Below are 24,162 nucleotides of genomic sequence, written 5' to 3' on the forward strand. Positions count from 1 at the left end.
AACGTAGTTGTTTGTTTTGTGCCAGCGTAGCTGAAAAGCACAAAACAAACAACGTAGTGGAGGTCCAGCCAGCTTGCTGGCGAGGGTAGATTGCTTTGTTATGCAATTTACTGATTCTCAATTTTTTGTACTAAGTCTTCTGAAATATTTGGATTCCCGCCATACTTCCATTTCGGGTGAATCGGTAGAAATAATGGTATCCAGCCAGACATGTACGTTGCCTTAGCCTCCCCAACACTTACACTACCAACTTTCACCTCATAGTCATCAACGCAATGAGTTGGAATCAAACCAAGGGTTAAGACAAAAAGCATTGGCTCAAAGCACTGACCTCCCTGAGGATAATCATTAAGCTTGATGACTTCAATTTTTTCGCGATTATCATCTTTAATCTTTGAAAAATCAAAAGAACTAGATGTCTCGATTTTATAGCTAGCACAACCACTAAGAAAAAGAGAAATTATAAATACGCCGTGCTTCATTACTTGCCCTGCATAACGCCCCTAAGCAGAGGCAAATTTTGTATTTAGTTGCGAAGCAACGTTAAATTTGTCCTGCCAGCTTTGCTGGCGTACTGGCTTGGTTTGTTAGAACTAAGCTCTTAAAGTGATACATATATTGCAAAGACCGCTAATATGAGTGGAAAAATGTAGTCAGTGAAAAAGCTTCTGGCCACTATAGCTAAGACCCCTGCTTTTAAAGACTGCCACCAAACTTGACTCATGGAAACGGATAAATAGCCTGTATTTTCGCCACCTACGCCATCTTTTTCTGAGCCGACCATAATGCTCCAGGTAAATATCCCTGATTTCCTAACACCAAGGTCCTCATATAACTCAAGTCCCTTCCCATCGGGATATTCATCATCCCGCAACTTAGTGATTTTTTTGTTCGCATATTGGTTCAACCTTCTATAAAACTCGAATTTAATTCCAAATGAAGGTTCTTGAATGAAGTAAAGCCAATACCGATAACTAAAATACATGGTCATCAATTTAAGGCCAAGAATGATGACTTCAGGACGTTTAAAAGTTGCACTAAGCCCAAGAATTTGGAAGGAGTTTATTTCAGCTTGAGCATAGTGTAAGAATATAAGGGCGGAGCAAGTTAGGATTAGGTTTCTTCTTTGCCTTAATAATCCTGCTGACAAATCATGTGCCTTTTCCATTTGCTTTCCTCAGAGTTCTAACGCCTGTAGCACCTGCACAAATTGCGGAGTGCCTTTTTGTGTAAAATTGAGCGTAGCGAATACACAAAAAGGCGCGCAGCAATTTGTGTCCGGTGACTACATTTGTTATGAGTTTTTCGTAACATGCGTTTTCTCTGGGAGTAACAACGCCCCATTTTGAAGAACACCTACCATTACAAAGCCATCTTCTTTATTGTGACTAGGCTCTTCTGACTGATACATAAACAAATACACCCAATGTCCTTTTAGGCTCACACACTCCCTCTGCATAAACATTACGGAAAAAAGTGATAGTTGAATTTTATTTTTAGATGCCCATAAATTTGCAATCTTTGTTGCCTTACCTACCGAAAGCGGTGGCTCCTCGCTATCCGAACCCCAGGTTGGCACCCCTTCTAAGTCTTTATGAGATGCGTAGAAAGCGTACTCTTCGCCTTCATAATCCGTATACCCATAAAAAGGCAAGTTTGTGCACGACGCCGAAAAACAACCTACCGGAAAAAATAGCAATAAAATTATAAGAGCTTTATTCATGGTGTACTCATAACGTTGCCAGCAGCGGCAGCTTGCATGGAGCGCCTTTTGTGTTAAGAGCGCAGCAAACACAAAAGGCGCGGAGTGTAAGCTGTCCAGCCCACGCAGTGGGCGATGCTGACTGGCCTTGTTAGCTTTTTGCACGTACTGCATTGTATAGACTACCTACAAATTTTAATAAACAAGCAATACCAAACATGGTGCCTAGCAAGGCGAACACAACTACCAAACCAACATATTGCTCGAAAAAAAATATCATTAAGTATGATAAAGGAGCTGTAGTAAAACCATAAAGCCACCATTTAGCCATTTTAAGATGGTACTGCCTCTCAGTTTCATCTTCCTCCCGCACTGGCCCCATCTGCTTAGTAAATGCAAAGTTCCCAGGCCCACTATGTGGCGAAATTATAAAAAATATGAATGCGATAAAAGGTAAGCATGCTAGCGAAGCTGAAAATACATTACCCTGATACAAATACCAAACACTCAGAGCACCCCAGCATAAAAAAGGTATTGAAAATGGTAGAATTGAAAATATTTTCTTCATTCGATTTAAGCTAACGCCAAGTTAACCTGCCGAAGCGGTGTTGTTTGTTTTTGTGGTAGCGTAGCGTGAAGCCACAAAAACAAACGACGCAGCGGAGGTCAGGTTGAACTTTTTGTTAGGCTTATTCACTAGGTACCTCGCTATATCCACTAATGGTATTAGACTGATCTAAGTACTGTACTGATTTAGCACCATTCACAATTAGGTAAGAAACCGATACTTTTACTAGTTCTTTTTTGAAATCAGAAGTTTCGAGTAATCGTTCTCCGCTTAAGTCTGTTATACGTATCAAGGATGCCTCTTCAGGCGTATCTGCGTACCTTTTACCTGATACGGATTCATTCCCCAACTCAAAAATAATAGTCTCATAGTCATAATAAAATCCATAGGCTCCATCACTATCTGGGCCAGAAGAGTCTATACAGTGAGTGAGTGTTATTGACACTCCATCAAACAGTTGCTTTTTGGGTTCGTCACAGTTGAAGCTCATTTCTGACTCAGACTTCGAGACCATAGATACGCCCAGTAAGAGAATAATAATTAAATACCGAATTTGACTCATGGCAAAGCCTAACGCCGCCCACAGGGGCCGCAGTGGAGGCGAATGTTTTGCGGTAGCGTAAGCGACAACCGCAAAACAAGCGCCGAAACGGAGGTCCAGCCCGCTTGCGGGCGAGCCTGATGGGCATTGTTAGGCATTAACCTCCTACTAACTGTTTGTACCAATACAATTGATCTCCGAACCACAAGCCAAAAAGAAACTGAAAGTAAAAAATAAACACCAATGGAATGACAACAACACATACCATTGACAATATAACTATGATTAATTTCTTCTTTAGATACGAGTAATTAGAGCTCGTTCTTACCCAAATTAAATATTCGGCAATTAATTCAAACAAGGCCGAATGAGGCAGAGGATATAACTTTGGGCTTATGTACCAGCCCAAACCATAGATTAGCCACGTAAATCCGACAAAGGGAAATATGAGGCCTGACCCATAAAGAATAATCCATACAGGGTATTGGAACACAAGCTCAATTAAGTTCTTTCGGTTTTTATATGGATGTGATTCCCAGCTCATAGCTATTGATGCCTAACGCCTTTGTAACAGGCATTTTTTGTGTAGTGGAGTTTTGCGGTAAAGTGGCGAAGCCACCGCAAAACGGAGCGTAGCAAAAAATGTCCTGTTGACAAACTTGTTAGCATTTAACGATCTCCCTTAGTGTAGAACGACACTAGCTCCTTAGCTTTTGGGTATAAATCCTGCCCGACTAAAATGCCATGTGCGACGCCGCCTTCTTTACCACCTTTTTTATACATAAAGTGAAATACTGCTTCTTTTAGAGCGTGTAAAGTTAAGCAAGGTTGTGCGCGATACATTGTGGAATCTCTTTTAGAACTAAGAGGAACATAACTTACCCCCTCGCCACTAGATTTGAGCAACATATTAATACCAGAGAATTCAAGATTACGATACTGCGCCACCGACGACAGGTTGATTGTTACACACTCAAATTTAACCCATGACTCATCAGTAAGTTCCCATGTAACTTCAAGCTTACGATTATCACGATCCCTAGTACTTTCCGAAAAAGCGGAACCAGAAATCAAAAACAGAATTACGAACCAAAACTTATTCATAGATGCTAACGCCTTTGTCATTTGCGTTTTGGTTGTAGTGTAGTTTTGGGGTAAAGTGGCGCAGCCACCCCAAAACGAAGCGTAGACCAAAACGTCAAATGGACAAATTTGTTATGAATTTTTTCCATTTTGTTTCTCGATCAGTAAGTTGTACCTCTGGCTCCACTCTTTGAATTGCCAAATGATTAGTTCATTTTTTTGTAGCAAGCTAGGAAAGATTAATGACTCGCCAACCTCTAGAACGTATTTATTTTCACCTAACGTAAATTCTTGAACAGTAACCTCGCAACCATGAAAATAGTTGACATCAGCTGAGTACTGACCGTCAGACATCACAAATACTGACTTAGCAGTATCGCACGCATTTTCTTTAGATTTGCCAACAAATCTTACTTTGACTCCTGATACATTAAGGTCAGAAGACTCTTCAAACCGAACACGTTTACCAAAAATACCTTCGTCCCCAAAAACCTGAAAACTCAGCATACTTAATATTAATAACGCGATTACTCTATTCATGGCTCTCATTCATAACGCCGCCAGCAACTGCCGGAGTGAATTGGCTGCTTTTTTGCGGTTTTTTGCAAAAAAGAAGACAGTTTACGGAGGTCAGATTGACTGGCCTTGTTCTGTGTTTCCAAGGTAATTTACCTTACTTTTATAAATTTTTGATGCACTAACCAATGATGCTGTGCAATTACTACAATAGTGGTCGAGCTGACCATGGTTGAACTCAAAGATAAGCCTTGCTGACGAAATATCTTTTGGCTCGAATCCCTCGGTAATTACTAAGCGATAAAATGTTTCTTTAAGCGAGTTAAGTGCGGCACGTAACGGTTCTATATGCAGGAACACTTTTGGGCATGGCTCCATATCGGATACACAAACCTCTATGGAATCGATGCCTTCTGCCTCACAAGCCTGCCCAAGATGCGGATGCACAAAAGAAAGCGCACCCACCGCATGGTGAGCAATGCTCTGTACAACACTTTTTAATCGCTTATGAGATGCCATGATTCCCCTGACACAGAACGCCAGTATCACACGCAAAAACTGTGGCGTGTAGTTTGTGTAAAATGGGCGAAGCCCTTACACAAACGGAGCGACGCGGTTTTTGTCGTGTGGATGCTTTTGTTATGCATTAGCCCATTGCGAAGCTATTTGTAAGCCCGCCAACAGCCAAAAATAGAAGAGCTAGCTTACCGTACACTCCGATTTCTACTTTTTTCCACTCGCTTAAGTTTACTATAGCGATGTTTCCAGTAGCAGCTTCAGTAAACAGAAGGGCGATACCTATATAGGAAATTACCTGCGGAATTAAACCGATAGAAAAACCCATACCCGCGTAAGTTGAGTATGCTCCGAGAGCAACCATTACTAAAGCAAAAACTAAGAAATAAGTAGCCTTTTTTCGGGCGACATTTTTACTCATACTCTCTTTCCTTGATTTATGCATAACTCCTTGCTCAGCGGCGTGGTGAGCTTGGCGGATTTTTTGAGTATTTTTCAAAAAAGATGACAAGCTTACTACGTCCGATGCAGCAATTTATAGTTTGACCGTTCCTGTTTTACGGTAGTTTCTCTTTCGGTGAGATTAGTGGGAACATGCTTCTTCTGGTTACGAATATGGAGCTTTAAACTTTTAAAGATCATAACAATACTTTCGAACCAGAAGAAGTCTTTCGTTTCAAAACGCATACTCAGGGAATGTCGTTGCACCGACTTTCTATAATGCCTGCGCGAAACGAATTCATTGCATGCCCCCTTGCACCATACTCTAAGGAGATAGAGGATGAAAGAACCGAAAGTTTCAAATTTTTCCCTATTAGTCGGCATTGATTGGGCCGACCAAAAACATGATATCTGTGAACGCTCCGTGGATGGCAAGAACCAGCGATTACTTGTGATATCGAGCAAACCGGATGCCATTGATGATTGGGCGAACTCGCTTAAAAAGCGCTACCCTGATAAACCCGTTGCCGTTTGCTGCGAGCTTAAGAAAGGACCGCTGGTTTACGCTCTTCTTAAATATTCTCATATTGTCATTTTCCCCGCCAACCCCGCAACGGTCTCCCAATATCGGAAAGCCTTTGCCACTAGTGGCGCAAAAGACGACCCCTCCGACGCTATGATTCAAGCGGATTTCTTAATGCTCCATATGAACAAACTTCGAATGCTCGAGCCAGAATCTGCATCGATTCGCGCTTTAGCGCAGCTATTAGAGACTCGTCGCAAAATGGTTCAAAACCGCGTGGACATTTGCAATAAAATCATTGCTGCTCTAAAAAATCATTTTCCTTTAGTTTTGGATATATTTCCAGATAGGGACACTACCATCTTTTGCGATTTCCTAGACCGATGGCCTACATTAAAAGAGGCCAAAAAAGCCCGAAAGAGCACACTTCTGAGATTTTTCAATAATCACAATGCACGCTATCCGGACATTAACGAAAAACGTATCAGAGACATTAAAAACGCTGTGCCGCTTACTGACGATTTTGGCGTAATTGAGCCCAGCGTCATTTTAGTCAATATTCTTGTGAGCCAGCTAAGACTTTTGATTGAAGCTATCGATATATTGAACAAGGAGATAAAAACACGGTATCGTGTCACGAAGGACCATTTCATTTTCGACAGCTTTCCTGGTGCGGGCCCGCAAATGGCTCCTCGAATTTTAGTCGCCTTTGGCGAGAACAGAGAGCGCTATGAAACTTGCGAAGAACTTCAACGGCTATCCGGTGTTGCGCCTGTACTCGAACGCAGCGGTAATCAAGAATGGGTTCACTGGCGGCGAAGTTGCCCTACGTTTCTAAGGCAAACGTTTATTGAGTGGGCCGGGCTAAGTATTCGATATTCTTTTTGGGCTCAAGCCTACTATGACCAGCAAAAAGCTAAAGGTAAACACCATCAAACGATAATTCGGGCACTGGCTTTTAAATGGATTCGTATTGCTTTTAGGTGCTGGAAAACAAAAACACCCTATGACGAAACAAAATATTTAAATGCTCTTAAAAAACGAAATTCGCCTCTGTTGAATTTTGCAGTACAAAGTTAAAACCTGAGCATAAGCTAAGCAACAAACACATTATCGGTACTAACAATATTGTTGGTTGTCGCAACAGTCTGCGCATGTAAAATAATTACCCGACATTATTCTTATCCGATTTTTAACAAACCGACCTCCTGAGGCATTAATACAAACATTTATGAAATAGTGCTTGACTGTCCTACTCAGGGCGTATTGTTATGGACTTTTATGCACAAAAAATAAGCCCATGCAATTAAAATAAACTGCAAGGGTACTCGAATTAATAGATAAATAGGCCCCCATTGATGACCGCCAAGACCTATACTATTGAATGCTGCATAAATATTGGCTGGAAAAAATATTACAAGGACGATGATTGCAGATTTTGCTGCATTGACCTGAAATTTTGGAATAAATAAAGCGATCCCTATCACCACCTCTAGCAAACCCGTCAAATAAATTACCGCTTGTCGAAATGGAACCCAAATAGGTAGCATTTCTACCATACTCTCAGTTTTAACAATGTGCCCTATGGAGAAAAATATAAACGCTATACCCAGCCCCCAGAAAGTGAACAAACATACATTTAATTCTAAGCCTCTTACTTTAGAAATAAGAAAGGCCACAACTAAAGGTAAGGTTAATAAAATTAGTACGATTATTGGAGTAGTCATAATTCCCTCATTGAGCCATAACGCCTTTGTCAGTTGCGTTTTGGTTATAGTGTAGTTTTGGCGTACAGTGGCGCAGCCACGCCAAAACGAAGCGTAGACCAAAACGTCAACTGGACAAACTTGTTAGGACTTTTTGTATAAATCATGTTTCCCAACAAGAGGTGAAAACAGCATAATTTTTCCATCTTTACTAAACCCATATTTAGCGATTTTCGCTGATGCGCTTCGACTTTCCGCATGGGAGTCTACCCACTCGACATCAATATAAAACTCTAGTTCGAATATTTCTGGTGAATCCCCTTTTCTTAATGCTCCTTGTTCCACAAAACTTTTCGTAAAACTCTCCGTAAAGCTAATTTTACATTGAACTGCCTTGCGGGAACTTAAAAGCATTGAAGGGCCTTCGCCTATCTCAACTCTCTGGGCCGGTGTACTACTCCCCTGTTTATTTGCATGCTCAAAACGCCCTAGAACTGACGTTAGAAGCAAGTCTCGTGTGCCATTATTAACCAGCGCGATTTGGGGATTCATAAACTCGCCAACTTTATCAATTCGCACTAGATGCAACTTATGCTTAACTCTTAACTGGCTCCAATAGAATGTGAGAAAACTTAGAATCAGCGCTAGTGAAGATATGATTATTGGTAAGTATTTCATCGTGGTCCTAACGCCGCAATCAGCGGCAGACTAGTTGTTGATTGTTTTATGCGACTATGGCGAAGCCATGCACAAAACGAGCGACGGCTAGGCTGTCCAAGCCACGAAGTGGCTGATGCTGGACTGCCTTGTTAGGTGCTTCACCACTACTCCTTTTTGCTTTCAACGATAACCCAGTTTCCGTCAATCAATTTCGCCTCATACATTGCGAAATCCTTTTCATTTGCGCTGGAAAAGAACCTTATTGAATCAAATACACCATCATTATCAATATCAATCACGTCGATCGAAGATTGCCCCGATCCACTAGGTTGATGCACCATAACTGTAGGCGCTGGACCTAATGAATCATAAGAAAACGTGAGGCCATTATTTTTGTTTACCAAGATAAAGTCTGAGGATTTCTCTGGGAGAGTTAAAATCTCCCATTCATCTATTTTGACTTGATTAAAATCACTACTATCAGCGGTTATCGGATCACTCCATCGCACTCGTTCGCGATCTACATTTTTTTCACATCCAACCAGAAATATTGAAAAAATTAAGAATGCTATTTTTGTGAAGTTCATTTTGCCACCTAACGCAGAGCTAAATTGCAGTTTTGGAGGAGCGTTTTTGTGGTAGTGTTTTTTACCACAAAAAGAAGCGACGGAAAAACTGTCAATTTGAGCGTATTGTTATGGCCTTGGTAAATTCAGAACTTTCTTAATAGCATTATGCCGACTAAGCCTATTCCCTTTATCTCTTGTACCTTCTTTAGCGAAAGATTTATATTGATATATATCAGCAATACAATCAGAAAAATACCTTTCTAACAATTCATCGTTATCATAATTATCTATGAAATCACGGTAATTATTAACTTGCGAATGTGATAGCTGGGATTGATCAATTGTCACCTCGTAAATAGCGGTGAATAGACTATAAAGATGTACTTGTCGTCGTAGGATTTTAATTCGCTCATTATTACCTTCAATCACCCTCCCAATTTGCTCCAACACAGATTTAAACCTCTCAACATCGTCATCTTTAGAGGGGTAGCTGTCATTATATAGGTCATATATCGTATTTAAGTTATCATTCCGTATATCCTCCTGAATACCTTGCTTCATAAAAACCAATAAGGTACTTATGAATGAGATATCACGCATACGCCTTCTATCAGCAATGCCGAACAAGCGATTATCGTTCCAGAAGTCGAGCTCAGATAAATATGACGTAACTTTCATGAACTCACCTTCGAACTCTGCATTTCGAAGTTCTTGCGGATTAAGCGTCAAATTATTGCTATTCAACCTTAGAAACATCGTGACAATATTTTCCCTTGATACACTATTTCTAATTACTCGAACAGAAAAAACATAAGCCCAAATAGCTTTCTTTTCTTCAGTTTCTAAATCTTTGAAAAAACGATTTTTGACGCGATCATAACATTCATTTGATTCGTTCAAAGCAGAATCAGCCAACTTGAAAGAGTTTGCTATGAATTGAAAAACTGCACCAGTTCTTTGCTGCCCGTCAACAATCGAATAACACGTATCTCCTGAATTCTCATCCGTACCAGTATTCCAAAGATAAATTTCCGGTATGGGATAGCCCATCAGAATAGACTCGACTAGTTGAACTTGATTTTTTTTAGTCCAAACATAGTTCCTTTGGAATGAGTTATCAACAACCAAAAGACCACTGTTATGTAGATCGGATAGCCATTTAATTGTCTGTGGTTGGATATCAATTGATTCAATTAACTTCATTATTCATTTCACCCTTAAGTTTGGCTATCCCTCTTACGTGGTAATCTTGTACCGATTCCCAGTCCGAATAAATTCGATAGTTTATTTCATGGAGTATATTAAATTTAAGCTGTAGATCTGCTTTAAAAGTACGCACCTTCCTTTGCCACTCCTGAAGAACTTCATTACCGTAGGTGGAATCCGAGTCCTTTATACTGACAAAACCATTAAATATGTTGGTACATTTCCACTGGTAACCCTTCAAGAAAGTTTGCTGTGAAATCTCTTTATAGGCAGACCACATACTTCTATACATATCTTTTGACACTATTATGAGGTCAAAATCAGATTCATCATTAAATTCTCTAAAATTTTTATTTGGCGAAAAGCTATATCTTGTTTTCGCACTCCCAACTATAGAAATATTATTAAAAGGTATTTCCAGCTTTACTGAAATAAACTTTTTAAACTCATCATAATCTGCACTGGATTCACCTCCGTCACGCTGGAAATACCATACATCCTGACCAATTAAATACCTATAATAGATTTCCGTCTCATCATTCGAATCAATAAACTCTTTTATCTCTGCTTGATCCATCGTATTTGTTTACCCTAACTGATTTCGGTTGGATATTCGTTTGAGCCATAACGTTGCCAGCAGCGGCAGCTTGCATGGAGCGCCTTTTGTGTTAAGAGCGCAGCAAACACAAAAGGCGCGGAGTGTAAGCTGTCCAGCCCACGCAGTGGGCGATGCTGACTGGCCTTGTTAGATTTTTGCACGTACTGCATTGTATAGACTACCTACAAATTTTAATAAACAAGCAATATCAAACACGGTGCCTAGCAAGGCGAACACAACTACCAAACCAACATATTGCTCGAAAAAAAATATCATTAAGTATGATAAAGGAGCTGTAGTAAAACCATAAAGCCACCATTTAGCCATTTTAAGATGGTACTGCCTCTCAGTTTCATCTTCCTCCCGCACTGGCCCCATCTGCTTAGTAAATGCAAAGTTCCCAGGCCCACTATGTGGCGAAATTATAAAAAATATGAATGCGATAAAAGGTAAGCATGCTAGCGAAGCTGAAAATACATTACCCTGATACAAATACCAAACACTCAGAGCACCCCAACATAAAAAAGGTATTGAAAAAGGTAGAATTGAAAATATTTTCTTCATTCGATTTAAGCTAACGCCGAGCTCACCGGCGCATATTGCGGAGAGCGTTTTTATGTAAAATGGAGCACCGCGACATACATAAAAACGAGCGTAGCAATATGCGTCCGAGTGCAGCGATTTGTTACATTTTTAGCTCGATATTGTACTCCGCATAGCAGCCAACAAACGAGAAACTATTACTTTCCTTATTGTAGCTACCAAGTTTCTTGTAATTTACCGACAAATTAGCTGCATTAAAGAATTCTTTGCTTCCAATAACTGTTGTCGATACCCAACCAATATAATCTATTCTGGTGAAGCTCAAGGCAACTTGTATTTTACCACTTGTAAGTGTGCCACTTACATATTTATGCTCTTTGTAATACTCAGGAACCGATATAAACAATTCGATCTTTTCATTATTTGAAGACCACTCCATTCGTTGTGGGATCTCCAAATCATCACATGACAATGAGCAATTTGAAAAGAGCAGTATTAACAGTGAAATATGTTTTTTCATGGGTAAATGTAACGCCTTTGTAACAGGCATTTTTTGTGTAGTGGAGTTTTGCGGTAAAGTGGCGAAGCCACCGCAAAACGGAGCGTAGCAAAAAATGTCCTGTTGACAAACTTGTTAGGCTTTTTCACGCCACAATGCCCAAATTTCATTTGCCAACCCGACATACCTATTACGATTACCCGCTGTATCCTCACCAAACCAAACAACGAACTCTTGATGTATGATATCTAAGGCTTCATCTTCGTTATTCGCCGTTGGCAGCCTAGATATTACAGTTCCAGCTTCTGGATCATATTCGTCTGTATTTGTTTCAAAGTTAATCTCAATTGGATCATGCTTGAACATTAAATCAGAGACTGCTTTAAAAAACTCGGGTTGCTGCTGCTTAATCTCTTTATATATGTTTTGGCGAGCTTCATTCCTTCGGGATATTTGCGACCTCCAGATATAGAGCGCCACACAAGCGAAGCTAACTACTATTATGATAAATATCTGATTCATTCCCAATGAAGCCTAACGCCGAGCTCACCGGCGCATATTGCGGAGAGCGTTTTTATGTAAAATGGAGCACCGCGACATACATAAAAACGAGCGTAGCAATATGCGTCCGTGTGCAGCGATTTGTTACTTGTACCAAACACCTACTCACTTTTAACTACGCTGCTACGCCAATTTCTGTATTTGTTTAAAAAGCCTGAAGCTTTGGTTAGACCCAACTATAACCGTGGGATAGCCAAAACAGAAGGCATAAAATTGACCCAAAACAACAAGTGATTATGGCAACCAACAGAAAGGAACAAACGGGAGGAATAAGCCGCAAACTCCCTTTGCTAGGTAAAGCTTGGATGCGCTTTTTTGCAACGAAGCTTTACCGGATTACCAAATCTACCTTTTTCGAAGCACGTTGTAAGCGACCAAAGGTGACTTACCTAAACTTGATGGAGGGTAACGAATTTAGGAACACCCTACTGAAACTTAACTACACACCAAACTTTTTTTAATAGACAAGTAACGCTGAGCTAAACGGCGCACAATGCGTAGCTGGTTTGTGCAATAATTTGCGAAGCAAATGCACAAACAAGCGTAGCATTGGGCGTCCAGTGTAGGCCGAAGGCCGAAACGGTGTTTTAGCGTATTGTTATGTAAGTGAACACCGAACCACCCCATACCTAAACCACCGACAATTTACAGTTAGAAATGGTACTACTGGTACACTGCCAATAGAAACCCTAAAGCAGCTAAGCTTCGACGGTCTGACCTACGACCGTAGGCAGCCTAACCAATACCACCTACAGCGAACTAAGAAACAATTGCGCCAGCGAAGGATGGACTAGGTTGGCGACATGAATAACGTTACACCAACAACTTACTTATAACGAAGCTTGCCCGAGAATTTAAGTGGCATACCCGCCTCGCTTACTACATTACAAAATAAATAACTTAAAAAGGGCCAACGGCACATAACGCCTTGCTCTGCTGCATTTTTGGAGTGGATGATTTTGTGCTATTAAGCACAAAAGAAGTAACGGAAAAAATGTCAGCAGGAGCAACTTGTTAGAGTTTTTGTACATTTTTAGAACTTAATATGATTTTTGTATAATGATGGCCCGTATGGCCATGAAAAGCATTACCGTTTACCCGATATTTGCCACCCACCTCAACTTCAACTCCTTCTGGAACCACAAGTTGAACCTTTCCAATTTTTACTTCTTCATCTGAAAGTTCACCATCCGGTGAAAAACATTCGGGTTCTACTAGCTCCAAGGCACTATAGTGCGCGATCATTTCTTGAGTTTTATATACAGCAGGTACTACTGTACCGATAGTCTCCACCTCACTTCCATCGGTTGGAAAGCAGGCTAAAACCAAGCTTGGAAATATTAAAATTATTAACGCGATAAATTTCATAATGAAACTCTAACGCCGCTATCACCGGACAGCTAGGCGTCGTTGTAATTTATGTTAACGAAGCGGCAGCGTAGTGCATAAATTGCAAAACGTAGCCTAGCTGTTCCGGTGCATAGCCTTGTTAAGCAAAGACGGTATAAGGCCACACACCTTATTGAAATATATTATTGCACTGACGAACCAATATATATGTACATACAATAGAATAATGGAGCACACACTAACCAGCCACTAAACAAAACTACCGTAAAGCTATTATTTGATATTAGGCCTTCATACTCAGGCATTTTACGTTTTATTATTTTACTTACAACTTTAGTGAGCGCAAGACCTACCAAAATCGGAAACCCTGCAGCAAACACAACTATTAGAAGTAAAACCCATAATTCTAATGGAGCCTCATCGATATTGTGAGAATACATAAGCTCGTTCTTTAATTAGTGCTTAACGCCCGTAGCAGGCGCATTTGTGGAGGTGAATTTTGTGTGGCAGCGTAGCGCCCGCCGCACAAAAAGCGCCGGAATAAATGTCGCACTGCCTACGCTTGTTATATTTTTCCACTTTCTATGTTTGCACTGAGTTTAATAATTTCCAACATTGCTTCGTAAATTACATTCATTTGGTTACTTACCAAAGTGTCAGATGCACCCGATTTACCCCATAGATTTATTAAATCTTGATTGGAAGGGCTCTCGTTTAATACATGCCTAATGAAGCTCATCAACATCTCTTTTTCCGAAGAGCTAAGCCCTTCTAGGGCAAACAATATTCCTTCGTGAAAATCCGCGTGTTCAGAAAAGAAATCTTGGTATATGCACAATCCAAATTTCAACCAAACTTTCGGTATGTCGATCATTTTTCAATCTCGATGATTCTGGAAATATAACGCCCCGCTTAGAGGCAGTTTTGGAGCTGATTGATTTATGGCAGTCTTTTCGCCATAAATTTAAGCGGCGGAAAAACTGTCCTTCTACAGCGGCTTGTTAGGATTGCACTGTTAACCATCACCAAGGCACTTAATAACACCCTCAGTTAAGGGGTGAAATACTTGCACTGGGTAATAACTACTGTGACCACCATTTTCTTTTGAAACGATATCATATCCACTTGGGCATAATTCTGCGGCTCGTTTTTCCCAATATAGCTCGACTGTTTCTGGAGAAGTAGTACCGTTTCCCTGATACGAAACTTCAATAGACCCATCATCTAACTGCTTATCTTTATAGCCACCTGAGAAACCATATTTACCATATGCAGTTGCGCATCCAGACAAACATAAAACAAAAATTGTGAAATATAAGTTTTTCATAAATCCCCTAGATTGATTGATAGAAATATCCTAACAGTTTATTCAACGTCGTTAAGACGCATTTCCACAACACTTATACTTATATACCTAAATCTAGGCATAGAACAATAGTATTTATACAGCGTGGATATATGTCAGTACGACGTTAAAGTTCGTGAATTAAGAGCCAGTTTATACCCAATACGGATTTTAATTCTAGGGCCAACTAATAGACGATTATCTGTGGCAAATACCACACCACTGAACATATTCCATATACCTTTAGTCTCTTTTCGATTTAGAGCCATCAGGTCAATAGGCATGCCCTGCCTTGACGCTAATCAAGTGCGCCACTTTAGGCCAATCAACAATCAATACGGGCGCCCCGATAAGACCTTCTCATCATAATGCCAAACAAACCGTAATGAGCCGCCCTTATTAGTGACTACCACAATCTAAGGGCAACACCAATCCATTTATTCCTTAAACAACAGGAGTAGAGCGCCAACAAAACCGAAATCAGTCGGTACTACGAATACCCCTGCCACTCAGTTTGGCGCTTGCCACCCAGCTCTTTCCATAAGCTCATACCCGTTCATTCGCGCAGGTGAATTCAATGAAGCAACGCTGGACGTATTATAATGGCAGCGTTACCCGCCCACCAAACAAGGAAATAAAACTTGCAACAAACAAAGCTTGGTTCGCTTATAGAGTCTTTAATCAATATCGCGATTGGATTTTCAATAAACTTCACTGCAAATTTAACGCTATTTCCGATTTTTGGCTGGGAAATATCAATCGCTCAAAACATAGGGCTTGGCGCTTGTTATACAGCAATATCAATAGTGAGATCTTACTGCATTCGCCGGTGGTTTAATGCTCGCCTACATGCAGCGGCCATGCGAATAGCCAGTAAAACCCTATAAATTGCTACTACGGTAAAGCGGCAGGGTTTTCCACACAACTCCAAATGCTCGCACGCCCAGATAAAGGTTATGCGCACCCGTCAAAATACAAAAAGGCACAACCTCAAAGCCATAAAGATTCTTTTTGTTTTGTGATTTTTTACAGGTGAATAACGGAAAGCAGAGAGAAGGAGGAGTAGGTTTTGATGGCAATTCGCGAGCACACCCATCCATAACGGCCGAAACACCAAAGGCGCAACAAGAGATATAAGATCTTAGGAGCGAAGAATTGCAAAGGCCTTACATGAGGGGAGTAATTACAACAGGAACAACCCGTTAAATTTAGGAATGATATTAGGAATTGATGTTAGGAAAGCTGGTTTTACGTACAGATATTGGTTTAGGAGGGCTTTGTAAGATGTTGATTTTAAACAAAAAATATGGGGTGACTGACGGGGTTCGAACCCGCGACCACTGGAATCACAATCCAGGGCTCTACCAACTGAGCTACAGTCACCATCGAAAAACCAAAAACAAATTTCTCTAAAATTGGCGCACCCGGCAGGATTTGAACCTGCGACCGTCCGCTTAGAAGGCGGATGCTCTATCCAGCTGAGCTACGGGCGCCTATCTATTTTGCGGGTCGCTTACTCTCAACAATGCTTCTGTTTTAATCTTCAAACTAGGTTTAATGTTAGAACAGATATTGCGGGTTGAGTAACCACGCCAATGTAATGCAGGCTCGAAAATGGTCGGAGTGGAGGGATTCGAACCCCCGACATTCTGCTCCCAAAGCAGACGCGCTACCAGGCTGCGCTACACTCCGACTACACATGGCTTGTTAGCCGTGTCCGAGAAGGCGTGCATAATACCTACGAGCCTTAGTCCCGTCAACGCCCAAGTTGATGCTTTTTAAAGATTTTTTTAGATTCCCTTTTTGAATGCTTGGTGCCCGCCCCTAGCTGTGGGAAAATGCGCGGCTTGAAAGCTTTAGTCTGTGTACTTTAAACACAGGTATAGCCTCTTTATTGTACGCTTGCGCCCTACCGAATCAATTTAATGCTAATTTTTGAACAACTAAGGAAATTCACCCTATGTCTGCACTACTACTTGATGGCAAAGCACTTGCTCAGAAAACTGAAACAGAACTTGCTCAACGCGTAGAGTCTTTGCGGCAGAAAACGGGAGCTGCGCCTATTCTGGCGACAATACTTGTCGGTGATGACCCTGCATCTGCGACCTACGTGCGCATGAAAGGGAATGCATGTACACGCATAGGGATGGATTCACTAAAAGTTGAAATGCCCTCCACCACCACAACCGAAGAGCTCCTGTCTAAAATTGAGGCGCTGAACACAAATCCTGACGTACACGGTATATTGTTACAGCATCCTGTTCCCGATCAAATTGACGAACGCGCTTGCTTTGACGCCATTAGCCTGCAAAAAGACGTAGATGGCGTAACCTGTTTAGGCTTCGGCCGTATGGCAATGGGTGAAGAGGCCTATGGCTGTGCGACTCCCAAGGGCATTATGCGGCTTCTCGAAGCTTACGGCATAGCAATTGAAGGCCAACACGCCGTAGTGGTCGGTCGCAGCCCCATTCTTGGCAAGCCAATGGCTTTAATGTTGCTGAACGCTAATGCGACCGTGACTATCTGCCATTCCCGTACCAAAAACCTAGAAGAGCATATTCGCCAAGCCGACATAGTCGTTGGCGCGGTTGGCATTCCGGAATTCATCAAGGCCGAATGGATTAAAGATAACGCCGTAGTCGTTGATGCGGGCTACCACCCTGGCGGTGTTGGCGATATTGAATTAGCTCCCCTCATGGAGCGTGCAGGTGCTGTCACGCCTGTTCCCGGCGGCGTTGGCCCTATGACCATCAATACTCTTATTTATCAAACTGTCGATTCTGCTGAAAAGTCGATGGCCTAACTTTAATGTACGGGCTAGGGAATACGTAATGCGCCTCGATAAATATATCGCTGCTAATACCCCCCGCTCTCGGGCTGAAGTTTCCAAGCTGGTAAGGCAAGGCGCCATCACCGTCAACGGCGCTCGCGCAATAAAAGCGTCACAACATTTTGATGAACGCGGCGATACAGTGATGCTACTGGGAGAAACAGTAAAAGCATTAGGCGAAACCTATTTAATGCTTCATAAGCCGGCGGGCTATATCTGTGCGAACAGCGACGCCGAACACCCAACCGTAATCGATCTGCTTATCGCGCGCGATAGTAAAAAATTCGCGCACCCTCTACCAATTGAGCATTTACAAATTGTTGGGCGACTCGATATTGATACAACAGGGCTGGTATTAATGACAACCAATGGTGACTGGAACCACACAATTACGGCACCGAATAAAAAATGCCTTAAGGGGTATAGTGTTGAAACCGCTGAACCTATCGACGAGTCTCTAGCGGTAAAGTTTTTAGAAGGCATTCAATTGAACAATGAAAAGCATTTGACCAAGCCGGCAATACTCCGCGTACTTGGCAACACTCGATGCGAACTCGACATAAGCGAGGGTAAATACCATCAGGTAAAACGTATGTTTGCAGCCTGCAATAATCGCGTCACGTCATTACATCGCTATAGGATTGGCCCGATTACGCTTGACACCCACTTAGAAGAAGGCGACTTTCGATTGCTGACTCCGTCAGAAATCGCGTTGAATGCCTCGTGACACGTTCTGACCCACACAGCCTGTATGCGCTTTTGCTTTCAGCAGAGCTTCCTCTAGACGCCGATATTTTGTGGGTGGCGGACGAAAATATGCCGCCCGAAGCGTTACACCAACTCTCTCGGTTCGAACAGCTCACCTTTTTAACGAATCGTGCCGACGTGTATGCCAGCGCTAAGAACGTCCTGACTCTTCCCGCGGCTGTCGTTTGTTTTTCGGACTTTGATTTTACAGATTTTAATCTTGCGTCTAAAAAGTTCGACGCTATTGTTTACCGAATATCAAAAGAGCGCGCTGTTTGCCACTGGGTACTCAATAATACACTCCCATTGCTCAAACCGGAGGGGCGGCTGGTACTGGCCGGTGATAAAAACGATGGCATTAAATCGTATGTCGATAAAGCGTCTACAGTATTGGGGTTTGCCGGTAGGGCTCAAAAGAAAGGCAATGGGTACATTGCCAACCTAAAGGTTAATACCGCTAGACCAATCGCCGAATGCGAACGTCTTGACGATAAAAACTACCCTCTTTCACGCAACATTGGCACTTTGTACGGCCAAACGTTTAGCAGTAAGCCTGGTATTTATGGGTGGGATAAATTTGATGCCGGTAGCCGGATTCTAGTGGATACTTTTTATGATTGGATTAAAACATTAGAAGATGAGAATACACTGAAAGAACTAACCGCATTAGATTTGGGTTGTGGCTACGGGCTCCTTTCACTGGCTCTTCACAATGCCGGTATCGGCGGCATAATAGCCACCGACAATAACGCTGCTGCCGTAGCAATGTGTGATTTAAACTTGACGAACAATCATGCCACTAATTTTACAGTAACAGCCGCAGATTGCGGCAAAGGTATCAATACACACGCCGATATTGTGCTGTGCAACCCGCCTTTCCATCAAGGGTTTTCTATTGATTCAAGCTTAACAGCCCGCTTTATTCAAGCGGCAGCCAACACCTTGCGCCGACAGGGCGTGGCTTTTTTTGTGGTGAATGCGTTTATTCCCATCGAAAAAGTTGCGCAAAATCACTTTAAATTCTGCACAACCCTTTTTAATAACAAGCAATTCAAAGTGCTTATGCTAAAACATTCAGCCTAAACACTTTATTGTTTGAGCAAATCTTCGTAGCCACCCTCATTGATTACGTTGGTATACCCCATGCTAGCCAAAACATCCCGCGCTATTCCGGAGCGGCGACCCGTCCGACAATAAACACGAATATCCGTGCCCTTGTCCATAGTCACGCTATCGATATTATCGGCAATAACATCGTAAGGAATATTTATTGCGTCACTATAGTATCCGCCAGCGTATTCTTCTGCGGTTCTAACATCTATCCAAATAACATTATTGCTAGTATTTTCGTCTTTCATATTTTCTCCGGCAAGGGTCGAACCACTAAAAAGCAAAAAAGTAAGCGCTACGAGAAATGTAAACACTCCTAGAATACTTTGTTTTTGATGTAAGTTTACATAATTCATAACGTACTCAGTGTTGCGTTCAATTTTAATTGTGCGTGTATTCATTTGAGCACTCGCCAATCAAATAATACGTGTTAATGTGAAATTAGCGATACTTTTTCGATGACGTGCCGGCAGCACACTCTTTTCCGATAATGCTTCCAGCAAGCGGTTTTTTAACCGTACTTTGTTAAAGTCTAGCCTAGAATACACGGCTATCGCATTATGATACTGTGGTTTCGTAAACGCAAAAATAGCTTTAAACATTTTATTCTGCTTAGCGTACTTTGTCGCTTCGCAGCCACGCAATTGGGCCACTGAACTGTAATTGATAACCAGTATACCCTGAGGCGCTAACAACGCGTACAGTTGAGACAACCAGTGTGCGCTGGGCTCTATTACTCGCTCAGCAAGGCATTGCCCGTCGGGTTGTTTAATATCGAGAAATAGATCTTCAACAATAGTATCAAAGCGGCCCAAATAATACGTGTCTGTAGTGGCGCCAGCCACCCACGCCTTTGCACACTGGTGCGCTAATACAACATTGTGCGGTTGTTCGATAAAATATTTTTTTGCGATACGTAGGTGAGTTTTATCGAGATCAACACCTTTTATGTGTTCAAAATCGAAATAGCGATTAAGTAAATTAATAACCGCACCACCACCCACGCCCAGTACAAGACCGCACCGGTTCGTCGTGTCACGGCCAGTTGACACTAACGCAAGCTCGTGTAGAAAAGAAGGTAATATAAGCAAATCCCACAAGCTACCTGCAATCGGGGTGTTAGGGTTCCACTGGCTATGAAATACGCCATTTGAATAAAGCCGCAGGGTCGCTCCAGCAGTACGCACTTGATACAGCCTGTGCCCCACTGTTTTTTGCCAAATGATAGCCATATCAGTAACCGCAATAGCGTTGCTCTGCCGCTACCCTTGTATCCGGTACTTCAGTTCCCTGCGTATGCGCCACCCATGCCTGCATGCCAGAAAAGTCACACCAGCCAGCATGAAGCACCCCATGACCGCCGCCTGTACGAATCAATGTGACGTCACCACCGCTGTTGGTATAGGTATCGGCAAGTTCCTCCGCCCACTCCCGAGGGGTTACAGGATCATTTTCGCCCGATAAGATCAAAGTGGGTATCGAAACGTTATACGGTTGCTGCAATTTGGCATCAACCGTTAACGGGTTGGTATTTAACGTCTTTTGAAAAAAATTCGCAGCACAAACATCATAGCGCTGCATTACCGTTAGGTACTCGCTCCACGCTGGATACTGACTAATCGCTCGCTCTATATCGGCCGCCGTAGCACGAGGATTGTCCGTACACTCTGTTGCAAAATACGCGAATGAATTGAAGGCCGGATCAAAACTTGAATGAAGAAAGAGTGAAAGTAGAGTGTTAATATTGTGATTTTTTGGCGATACGCGAACCGTTTTGAGTTGCTCCAGCTCGTATAAGGCCGCATAAAATTGCTCATGCAATGACGCGTTATAGAGAACAAAGTACATTAAAGCCGCTAAACGTGAACGACTCATATAAAACGTAAAGTGGTCGGTTGTATAAACGGGTAATGCCTGCTGTTCATCGGTAGCAATTTCATGGCGAAACCCGTTTTCAACGTGAAAATACAAGCGTGAGTCATGCACATTAACGCCCTTCTGGCTCTCTTCACTTTCGATCGCGTCAAGCGCTGCATTAACGCTATCCCATAAGTGTTCGAAAGACGAAAACGACGTTAAGTACTCGATGAGGCGTTCATCATTACCTGCTGCAAGCGACAAGTCACGGGTGAATTTAGCCCAATTGCGTTCATGTAAGCGAAGCGCGTTATCTTGTAATGCCGCCCACTCATGTAATACACCTTTATTAAAAGGGTAAGGTGAATCGAGTATTTGCGATGTCAACTTTGCACTCTGTTCGGGTACTAAAAGGGCTAACTGTGACGCCTTTAAGGCCACTCTAGTGCCGTAAGATACGCCCCATAAATGCCATTGCTCATATTCAAGCGCGCTGAGTATCCCAAGTATATCTCGCGCTTGCTGCTCCGTAGAAAAATCGCTGAGTTTGCGGTAATTAGGTAAGTCCATCGCTTGCAACCGAGCACTAAACCCTTCCATACATGCGTGTAGAACGGGTGCTGCGCGACGCGCCTCCTCTTCGAAACCAACCTTTTCAGACATCACATTTAATGATACTTGGTCATACTCGGGGCAATACCAATAAGGTTTGCTGCCTGGAACGCCTCTGGGGTTATAAATTAAAAGGTCGGCCTCAAGAGGCGAGCCACCATACCAATCGAGCCAATACTCAAGATTATCAGCTTGCGTCTGAAAGCCATCGCCAGGGCCACCCGCAATATAAACGAGTACCGATGTATTATCGTTACGCTCATGGGGTTTTGACAGAATGGCGACCGGTAGCTGAAAACGTTTACTTCGTTCATTTGAATACCACAGGCAGCGAACAGCCACGTCAGTTTCACCTACGTATGAGCGAAGCCCACAGTTACGGTGAACAATTGAAACGTGATCGGTTGCCGCCGATGTTTGTGCGGGCCCCTTAGGCTCTGAGCAGCCCACCAGCAAGGCTGCGCAGGCTAGAACAGCGCGTAGCACTACACCCATTTACACACAGCCTTTCAGTTTGGGCCATGGCAACGCTGAAAAAGGCATGAGCGACAATAATTTTGCTCGACATTCATCCGTTTGAAATTCGGCGCCAAATTCCGGCTCAGACGTAAAAGTATACGGCTGACCGTTTAGCGAAAAGCTCAAATGTTGCGCATGCAGATAGCATCGGTCAGCTTTTTCCCCACCGTAACGCTCATCCCCGACTATAGGTGTGCCCAGTGATTTCATTGCAACCCGTAACTGGTGCGTTTTACCGGTGTGCGGCTTTAGTACGAACAATCGCTTTGAGTTGCCGAGCCCATAGCTAAAAAATTGCGTAATTGCAGGGTTTTGCATTGTTCGGCGTAGAATCCAATCGCCCCCTCGCGACGTTTTCATATCACCTTTAATCATACCTTGCTTCTTGCTCGGTTTTTTTGAAGACAACGCAACGTAGGTTTTTTGTATTTGCTTGTTTTGAAAAAGTTGAGACAAGTCGCTATTGGCTTGCTTGCCTTTAGCAAACAGCAATAGGCCTGAGGTTACCCTGTCCAGCCTATGACATGGAAATAATGCTTGATCGTTGAACTGCTCCCGTATTCGACTTGTTAGGTTGCCTTCTCCCTCAACCGATTCAGGGTACCCATGGACGGACAAACCAATAGGCTTGTCTACTACAATAAAAGTATCTTGTTCTGCCACTACCTTAATTTCGGTGCTCATTATCTGAAGTTAACCTTATAACATATTGAATTTTCGAGGTTTTTGCTATTCTACCATTAGCACGAAAATAACTTGATAGGCGCTTTCCTTCAATTTAAGATTCTCTTGCCGTCAACCTTCTTGCTATGGTTCAGCCTACCTTAGGGCTTATAATCCCCCCAAAGCGTCTTGGATGCCTATAGAAACCGTTACCCTTTTACCAGATTTAGAGCTAACCAATGAAATTGTCCCTTATCTTTTTTCTTTTGTGCCTTACCTCATCTAGCTTTGCCGTGGATATTGATATCGCCAATAAAATCCTAGCCAACAGCGATTCTGGCCCTCAGGTTCGGGAATTAAATTGGTTGAATATTAATTTTATGGACCGGCAACGAAAGTCCATTCAAGGGCTTACCAGTGCTCACTACGGCCGTTTTATTAAAGGCGATAAAAGTGACCTAGCGCTACTTCAACGATTGGTAGACGATAGCGTTATTGCACAAGATAATATCGAACAGCTACAAGCGCTAGGCGTAATTTTGGGCGATGTATTTGCCCACGAGCACGAGTCATTAAGCTGGGTTATATACGAAGACGACCTAGCCGCAACTCAAGCGGTTTGTGCGGGCGAATCAAAGAATTGCTTATTCCCTATCACAATGCTGTCGCGGCGTATGGAGGTTGGCCTAAAACCAAATATTTCGGCCCTATACCAGTCAGCAATCGACGATATGAAACCCTATTTACCTAAGCTTCCGTATGCTGTTCAGTAAAGCGAGTCATTAACGTAAACACTGGCGAAACATATTCTAAATAAGGATGGAAATTAAAACTATTCGTTTTTAATTTCCATCTCACAAAGAAAAACTCTTCGCGCTCTCGACTATCACTCCCGAT

General features: G+C 42.4%; 30 protein-coding genes and 3 tRNA genes. 6 read left to right on the plus strand and 27 right to left on the minus strand.

All coding sequences use genetic code 11. The features are described 5' to 3' along the window. Nucleotides 1-107: 107 nt before the first annotated feature. The 9 genes from H5647_RS14405 to H5647_RS14445 all read right to left on the minus strand — a co-directional run bounded on the left by H5647_RS14405 (nucleotide 108) and on the right by H5647_RS14445 (nucleotide 5,347). Entirely contained in the window at nucleotides 108-482 is a 375-nt protein-coding gene (locus H5647_RS14405) for a hypothetical protein (RefSeq protein WP_045859527.1), read from the minus strand. A 119-nt stretch (nucleotides 483-601) separates the two neighbouring features. Further along, the gene (locus tag H5647_RS14410; protein WP_045859529.1) at nucleotides 602-1,168 is read right to left on the minus strand and encodes a hypothetical protein; all 567 of its coding nucleotides are present in this window, start codon (nucleotides 1,166-1,168) and stop codon (nucleotides 602-604) included. Between the two features lie 126 nt (nucleotides 1,169-1,294). After that, nucleotides 1,295-1,723 carry a hypothetical protein gene (locus H5647_RS14415; RefSeq protein WP_162926401.1) on the minus strand — a complete coding sequence of 143 codons (429 nt, stop codon included), beginning with the start codon at nucleotides 1,721-1,723 and terminating at the stop codon, nucleotides 1,295-1,297. 130 nt (nucleotides 1,724-1,853) lie between these two features. After that, a complete protein-coding gene (locus tag H5647_RS14420) occupies nucleotides 1,854-2,270 on the minus strand; it encodes a hypothetical protein (RefSeq protein WP_045859533.1) in 417 nt (138 codons plus the stop codon). Nucleotides 2,271-2,391: 121 nt separating this feature from the next. Beyond that, nucleotides 2,392-2,832: a hypothetical protein gene (locus tag H5647_RS14425; protein WP_045859535.1), complete on the minus strand. Its 441-nt coding sequence runs from the start codon at nucleotides 2,830-2,832 to the stop codon at nucleotides 2,392-2,394. Nucleotides 2,833-3,480: 648 nt separating this feature from the next. Then, the gene (locus tag H5647_RS14430) at nucleotides 3,481-3,915 is read right to left on the minus strand and encodes a hypothetical protein (protein WP_045859537.1); all 435 of its coding nucleotides are present in this window, start codon (nucleotides 3,913-3,915) and stop codon (nucleotides 3,481-3,483) included. Nucleotides 3,916-4,026: 111 nt separating this feature from the next. Continuing rightward, nucleotides 4,027-4,434, minus strand: a complete 408-nt coding sequence (locus H5647_RS14435; RefSeq protein WP_162926402.1) for a hypothetical protein — start codon at nucleotides 4,432-4,434, stop codon at nucleotides 4,027-4,029. A gap of 90 nt (nucleotides 4,435-4,524) precedes the next feature. Beyond that, nucleotides 4,525-4,929 (minus strand): hypothetical protein, encoded by a 405-nt coding sequence (locus tag H5647_RS14440; protein ID WP_045859541.1) that lies wholly within the window; start codon nucleotides 4,927-4,929, stop codon nucleotides 4,525-4,527. 127 nt (nucleotides 4,930-5,056) lie between these two features. Then, nucleotides 5,057-5,347 carry a hypothetical protein gene (locus H5647_RS14445; RefSeq protein WP_162926403.1) on the minus strand — a complete coding sequence of 97 codons (291 nt, stop codon included), beginning with the start codon at nucleotides 5,345-5,347 and terminating at the stop codon, nucleotides 5,057-5,059. 360 nt (nucleotides 5,348-5,707) lie between these two features. Between H5647_RS14445 and H5647_RS14450 the strand changes: the two genes are divergently transcribed. After that, nucleotides 5,708-6,970 carry an IS110 family transposase gene (locus H5647_RS14450; RefSeq protein ID WP_045859545.1) on the plus strand — a complete coding sequence of 421 codons (1,263 nt, stop codon included), beginning with the start codon at nucleotides 5,708-5,710 and terminating at the stop codon, nucleotides 6,968-6,970. Nucleotides 6,971-7,146: 176 nt separating this feature from the next. Here H5647_RS14450 and H5647_RS14455 read toward each other — a convergent pair whose 3' ends face one another. From H5647_RS14455 to H5647_RS14505, 11 genes are all read right to left on the minus strand, one after another. After that, nucleotides 7,147-7,617, minus strand: a complete 471-nt coding sequence (locus tag H5647_RS14455; RefSeq protein WP_045859547.1) for a DoxX family protein — start codon at nucleotides 7,615-7,617, stop codon at nucleotides 7,147-7,149. A gap of 123 nt (nucleotides 7,618-7,740) precedes the next feature. After that, the gene (locus H5647_RS14460; protein WP_162926404.1) at nucleotides 7,741-8,148 is read right to left on the minus strand and encodes a hypothetical protein; all 408 of its coding nucleotides are present in this window, start codon (nucleotides 8,146-8,148) and stop codon (nucleotides 7,741-7,743) included. Nucleotides 8,149-8,420: 272 nt separating this feature from the next. Further along, a complete protein-coding gene (locus tag H5647_RS14465; RefSeq protein ID WP_045859551.1) occupies nucleotides 8,421-8,843 on the minus strand; it encodes a hypothetical protein in 423 nt (140 codons plus the stop codon). Between the two features lie 108 nt (nucleotides 8,844-8,951). Beyond that, nucleotides 8,952-10,028 (minus strand): GmrSD restriction endonuclease domain-containing protein, encoded by a 1,077-nt coding sequence (locus H5647_RS14470; protein ID WP_045859553.1) that lies wholly within the window; start codon nucleotides 10,026-10,028, stop codon nucleotides 8,952-8,954. Continuing rightward, on the minus strand, nucleotides 10,015-10,608 hold the full coding sequence (locus tag H5647_RS14475) for a hypothetical protein (protein WP_045859555.1): 594 nt from the start codon (nucleotides 10,606-10,608) through the stop codon (nucleotides 10,015-10,017). The genes H5647_RS14470 and H5647_RS14475 overlap by 14 nt, the downstream gene beginning before the upstream one ends. Before the next feature lie 168 nt (nucleotides 10,609-10,776). After that, nucleotides 10,777-11,193 (minus strand): hypothetical protein, encoded by a 417-nt coding sequence (locus tag H5647_RS14480; protein ID WP_045859558.1) that lies wholly within the window; start codon nucleotides 11,191-11,193, stop codon nucleotides 10,777-10,779. 121 nt (nucleotides 11,194-11,314) lie between these two features. Continuing rightward, a complete protein-coding gene (locus H5647_RS14485) occupies nucleotides 11,315-11,611 on the minus strand; it encodes a hypothetical protein (protein WP_045858627.1) in 297 nt (98 codons plus the stop codon). A 195-nt stretch (nucleotides 11,612-11,806) separates the two neighbouring features. Next, a complete protein-coding gene (locus H5647_RS14490) occupies nucleotides 11,807-12,193 on the minus strand; it encodes a hypothetical protein (protein ID WP_052691875.1) in 387 nt (128 codons plus the stop codon). 1,053 nt (nucleotides 12,194-13,246) lie between these two features. Further along, complete coding sequence (locus H5647_RS14495) at nucleotides 13,247-13,600, minus strand: DUF4431 domain-containing protein (RefSeq protein ID WP_045859564.1); 354 nt, start codon at nucleotides 13,598-13,600, stop codon at nucleotides 13,247-13,249. A gap of 547 nt (nucleotides 13,601-14,147) precedes the next feature. Then, entirely contained in the window at nucleotides 14,148-14,456 is a 309-nt protein-coding gene (locus H5647_RS14500; protein ID WP_045859567.1) for a hypothetical protein, read from the minus strand. A gap of 141 nt (nucleotides 14,457-14,597) precedes the next feature. Beyond that, nucleotides 14,598-14,909 carry a CC0125/CC1285 family lipoprotein gene (locus tag H5647_RS14505; protein WP_045856500.1) on the minus strand — a complete coding sequence of 104 codons (312 nt, stop codon included), beginning with the start codon at nucleotides 14,907-14,909 and terminating at the stop codon, nucleotides 14,598-14,600. A 659-nt stretch (nucleotides 14,910-15,568) separates the two neighbouring features. On the opposite strand from H5647_RS14505, the gene H5647_RS14510 reads away from it, so the two are divergent. After that, nucleotides 15,569-15,814: a DUF7220 family protein gene (locus H5647_RS14510; RefSeq protein ID WP_045859569.1), complete on the plus strand. Its 246-nt coding sequence runs from the start codon at nucleotides 15,569-15,571 to the stop codon at nucleotides 15,812-15,814. A gap of 420 nt (nucleotides 15,815-16,234) precedes the next feature. Here the strand turns inward: H5647_RS14510 and H5647_RS14515 are convergent. The 3 genes from H5647_RS14515 to H5647_RS14525 form a co-directional block, all read right to left on the minus strand. Continuing rightward, nucleotides 16,235-16,310 (minus strand) — tRNA-His (locus tag H5647_RS14515). Between the two features lie 33 nt (nucleotides 16,311-16,343). Further along, nucleotides 16,344-16,420: transfer RNA gene (locus H5647_RS14520), tRNA-Arg, on the minus strand. Nucleotides 16,421-16,542: 122 nt separating this feature from the next. After that, a tRNA-Pro gene (locus H5647_RS14525) sits at nucleotides 16,543-16,619 on the minus strand. Nucleotides 16,620-16,887: 268 nt separating this feature from the next. Here H5647_RS14525 and folD point away from each other — a divergent pair. From folD to H5647_RS14540, 3 genes are read left to right on the plus strand one after another with little or no spacing between them, the layout of a single operon-like run. After that, entirely contained in the window at nucleotides 16,888-17,730 is an 843-nt protein-coding gene (gene folD, locus H5647_RS14530) for a bifunctional methylenetetrahydrofolate dehydrogenase/methenyltetrahydrofolate cyclohydrolase FolD (protein ID WP_045859572.1), read from the plus strand. Between the two features lie 28 nt (nucleotides 17,731-17,758). Next, nucleotides 17,759-18,484, plus strand: coding sequence for a pseudouridine synthase (locus H5647_RS14535; RefSeq protein WP_045859574.1), 726 nt, complete (start codon nucleotides 17,759-17,761; stop codon nucleotides 18,482-18,484). Then, complete coding sequence (locus H5647_RS14540) at nucleotides 18,481-19,587, plus strand: methyltransferase (RefSeq protein ID WP_052692091.1); 1,107 nt, start codon at nucleotides 18,481-18,483, stop codon at nucleotides 19,585-19,587. The genes H5647_RS14535 and H5647_RS14540 overlap by 4 nt, the downstream gene beginning before the upstream one ends. A 5-nt stretch (nucleotides 19,588-19,592) precedes the next feature. Here the strand turns inward: H5647_RS14540 and H5647_RS22215 are convergent, their stop codons facing one another. The 4 genes from H5647_RS22215 to H5647_RS14560 are packed head-to-tail and all read right to left on the minus strand — an operon-like array spanning nucleotide 19,593 to nucleotide 23,286. Next, a complete protein-coding gene (locus tag H5647_RS22215) occupies nucleotides 19,593-20,015 on the minus strand; it encodes a rhodanese-like domain-containing protein (protein ID WP_236074906.1) in 423 nt (140 codons plus the stop codon). A 15-nt stretch (nucleotides 20,016-20,030) separates the two neighbouring features. After that, nucleotides 20,031-20,846, minus strand: coding sequence for a methyltransferase domain-containing protein (locus H5647_RS14550; RefSeq protein ID WP_045859576.1), 816 nt, complete (start codon nucleotides 20,844-20,846; stop codon nucleotides 20,031-20,033). Between the two features lies 1 nt (nucleotide 20,847). Continuing rightward, nucleotides 20,848-22,578 carry an alpha/beta hydrolase gene (locus H5647_RS14555; RefSeq protein WP_045859578.1) on the minus strand — a complete coding sequence of 577 codons (1,731 nt, stop codon included), beginning with the start codon at nucleotides 22,576-22,578 and terminating at the stop codon, nucleotides 20,848-20,850. Beyond that, a complete protein-coding gene (locus H5647_RS14560; RefSeq protein ID WP_045859581.1) occupies nucleotides 22,579-23,286 on the minus strand; it encodes a TIGR01621 family pseudouridine synthase in 708 nt (235 codons plus the stop codon). Nucleotides 23,287-23,504: 218 nt separating this feature from the next. Between H5647_RS14560 and H5647_RS14565 the strand changes: the two genes are divergently transcribed. Beyond that, the gene (locus tag H5647_RS14565) at nucleotides 23,505-24,038 is read left to right on the plus strand and encodes a DUF3806 domain-containing protein (protein ID WP_045859583.1); all 534 of its coding nucleotides are present in this window, start codon (nucleotides 23,505-23,507) and stop codon (nucleotides 24,036-24,038) included. Nucleotides 24,039-24,162: the final 124 nt, after the last annotated feature.

The sequence above is a fragment of the Teredinibacter purpureus genome, assembly GCF_014217335.1.
Taxonomy (GTDB): Bacteria; Pseudomonadota; Gammaproteobacteria; order Pseudomonadales; family Cellvibrionaceae; genus Teredinibacter; species Teredinibacter purpureus.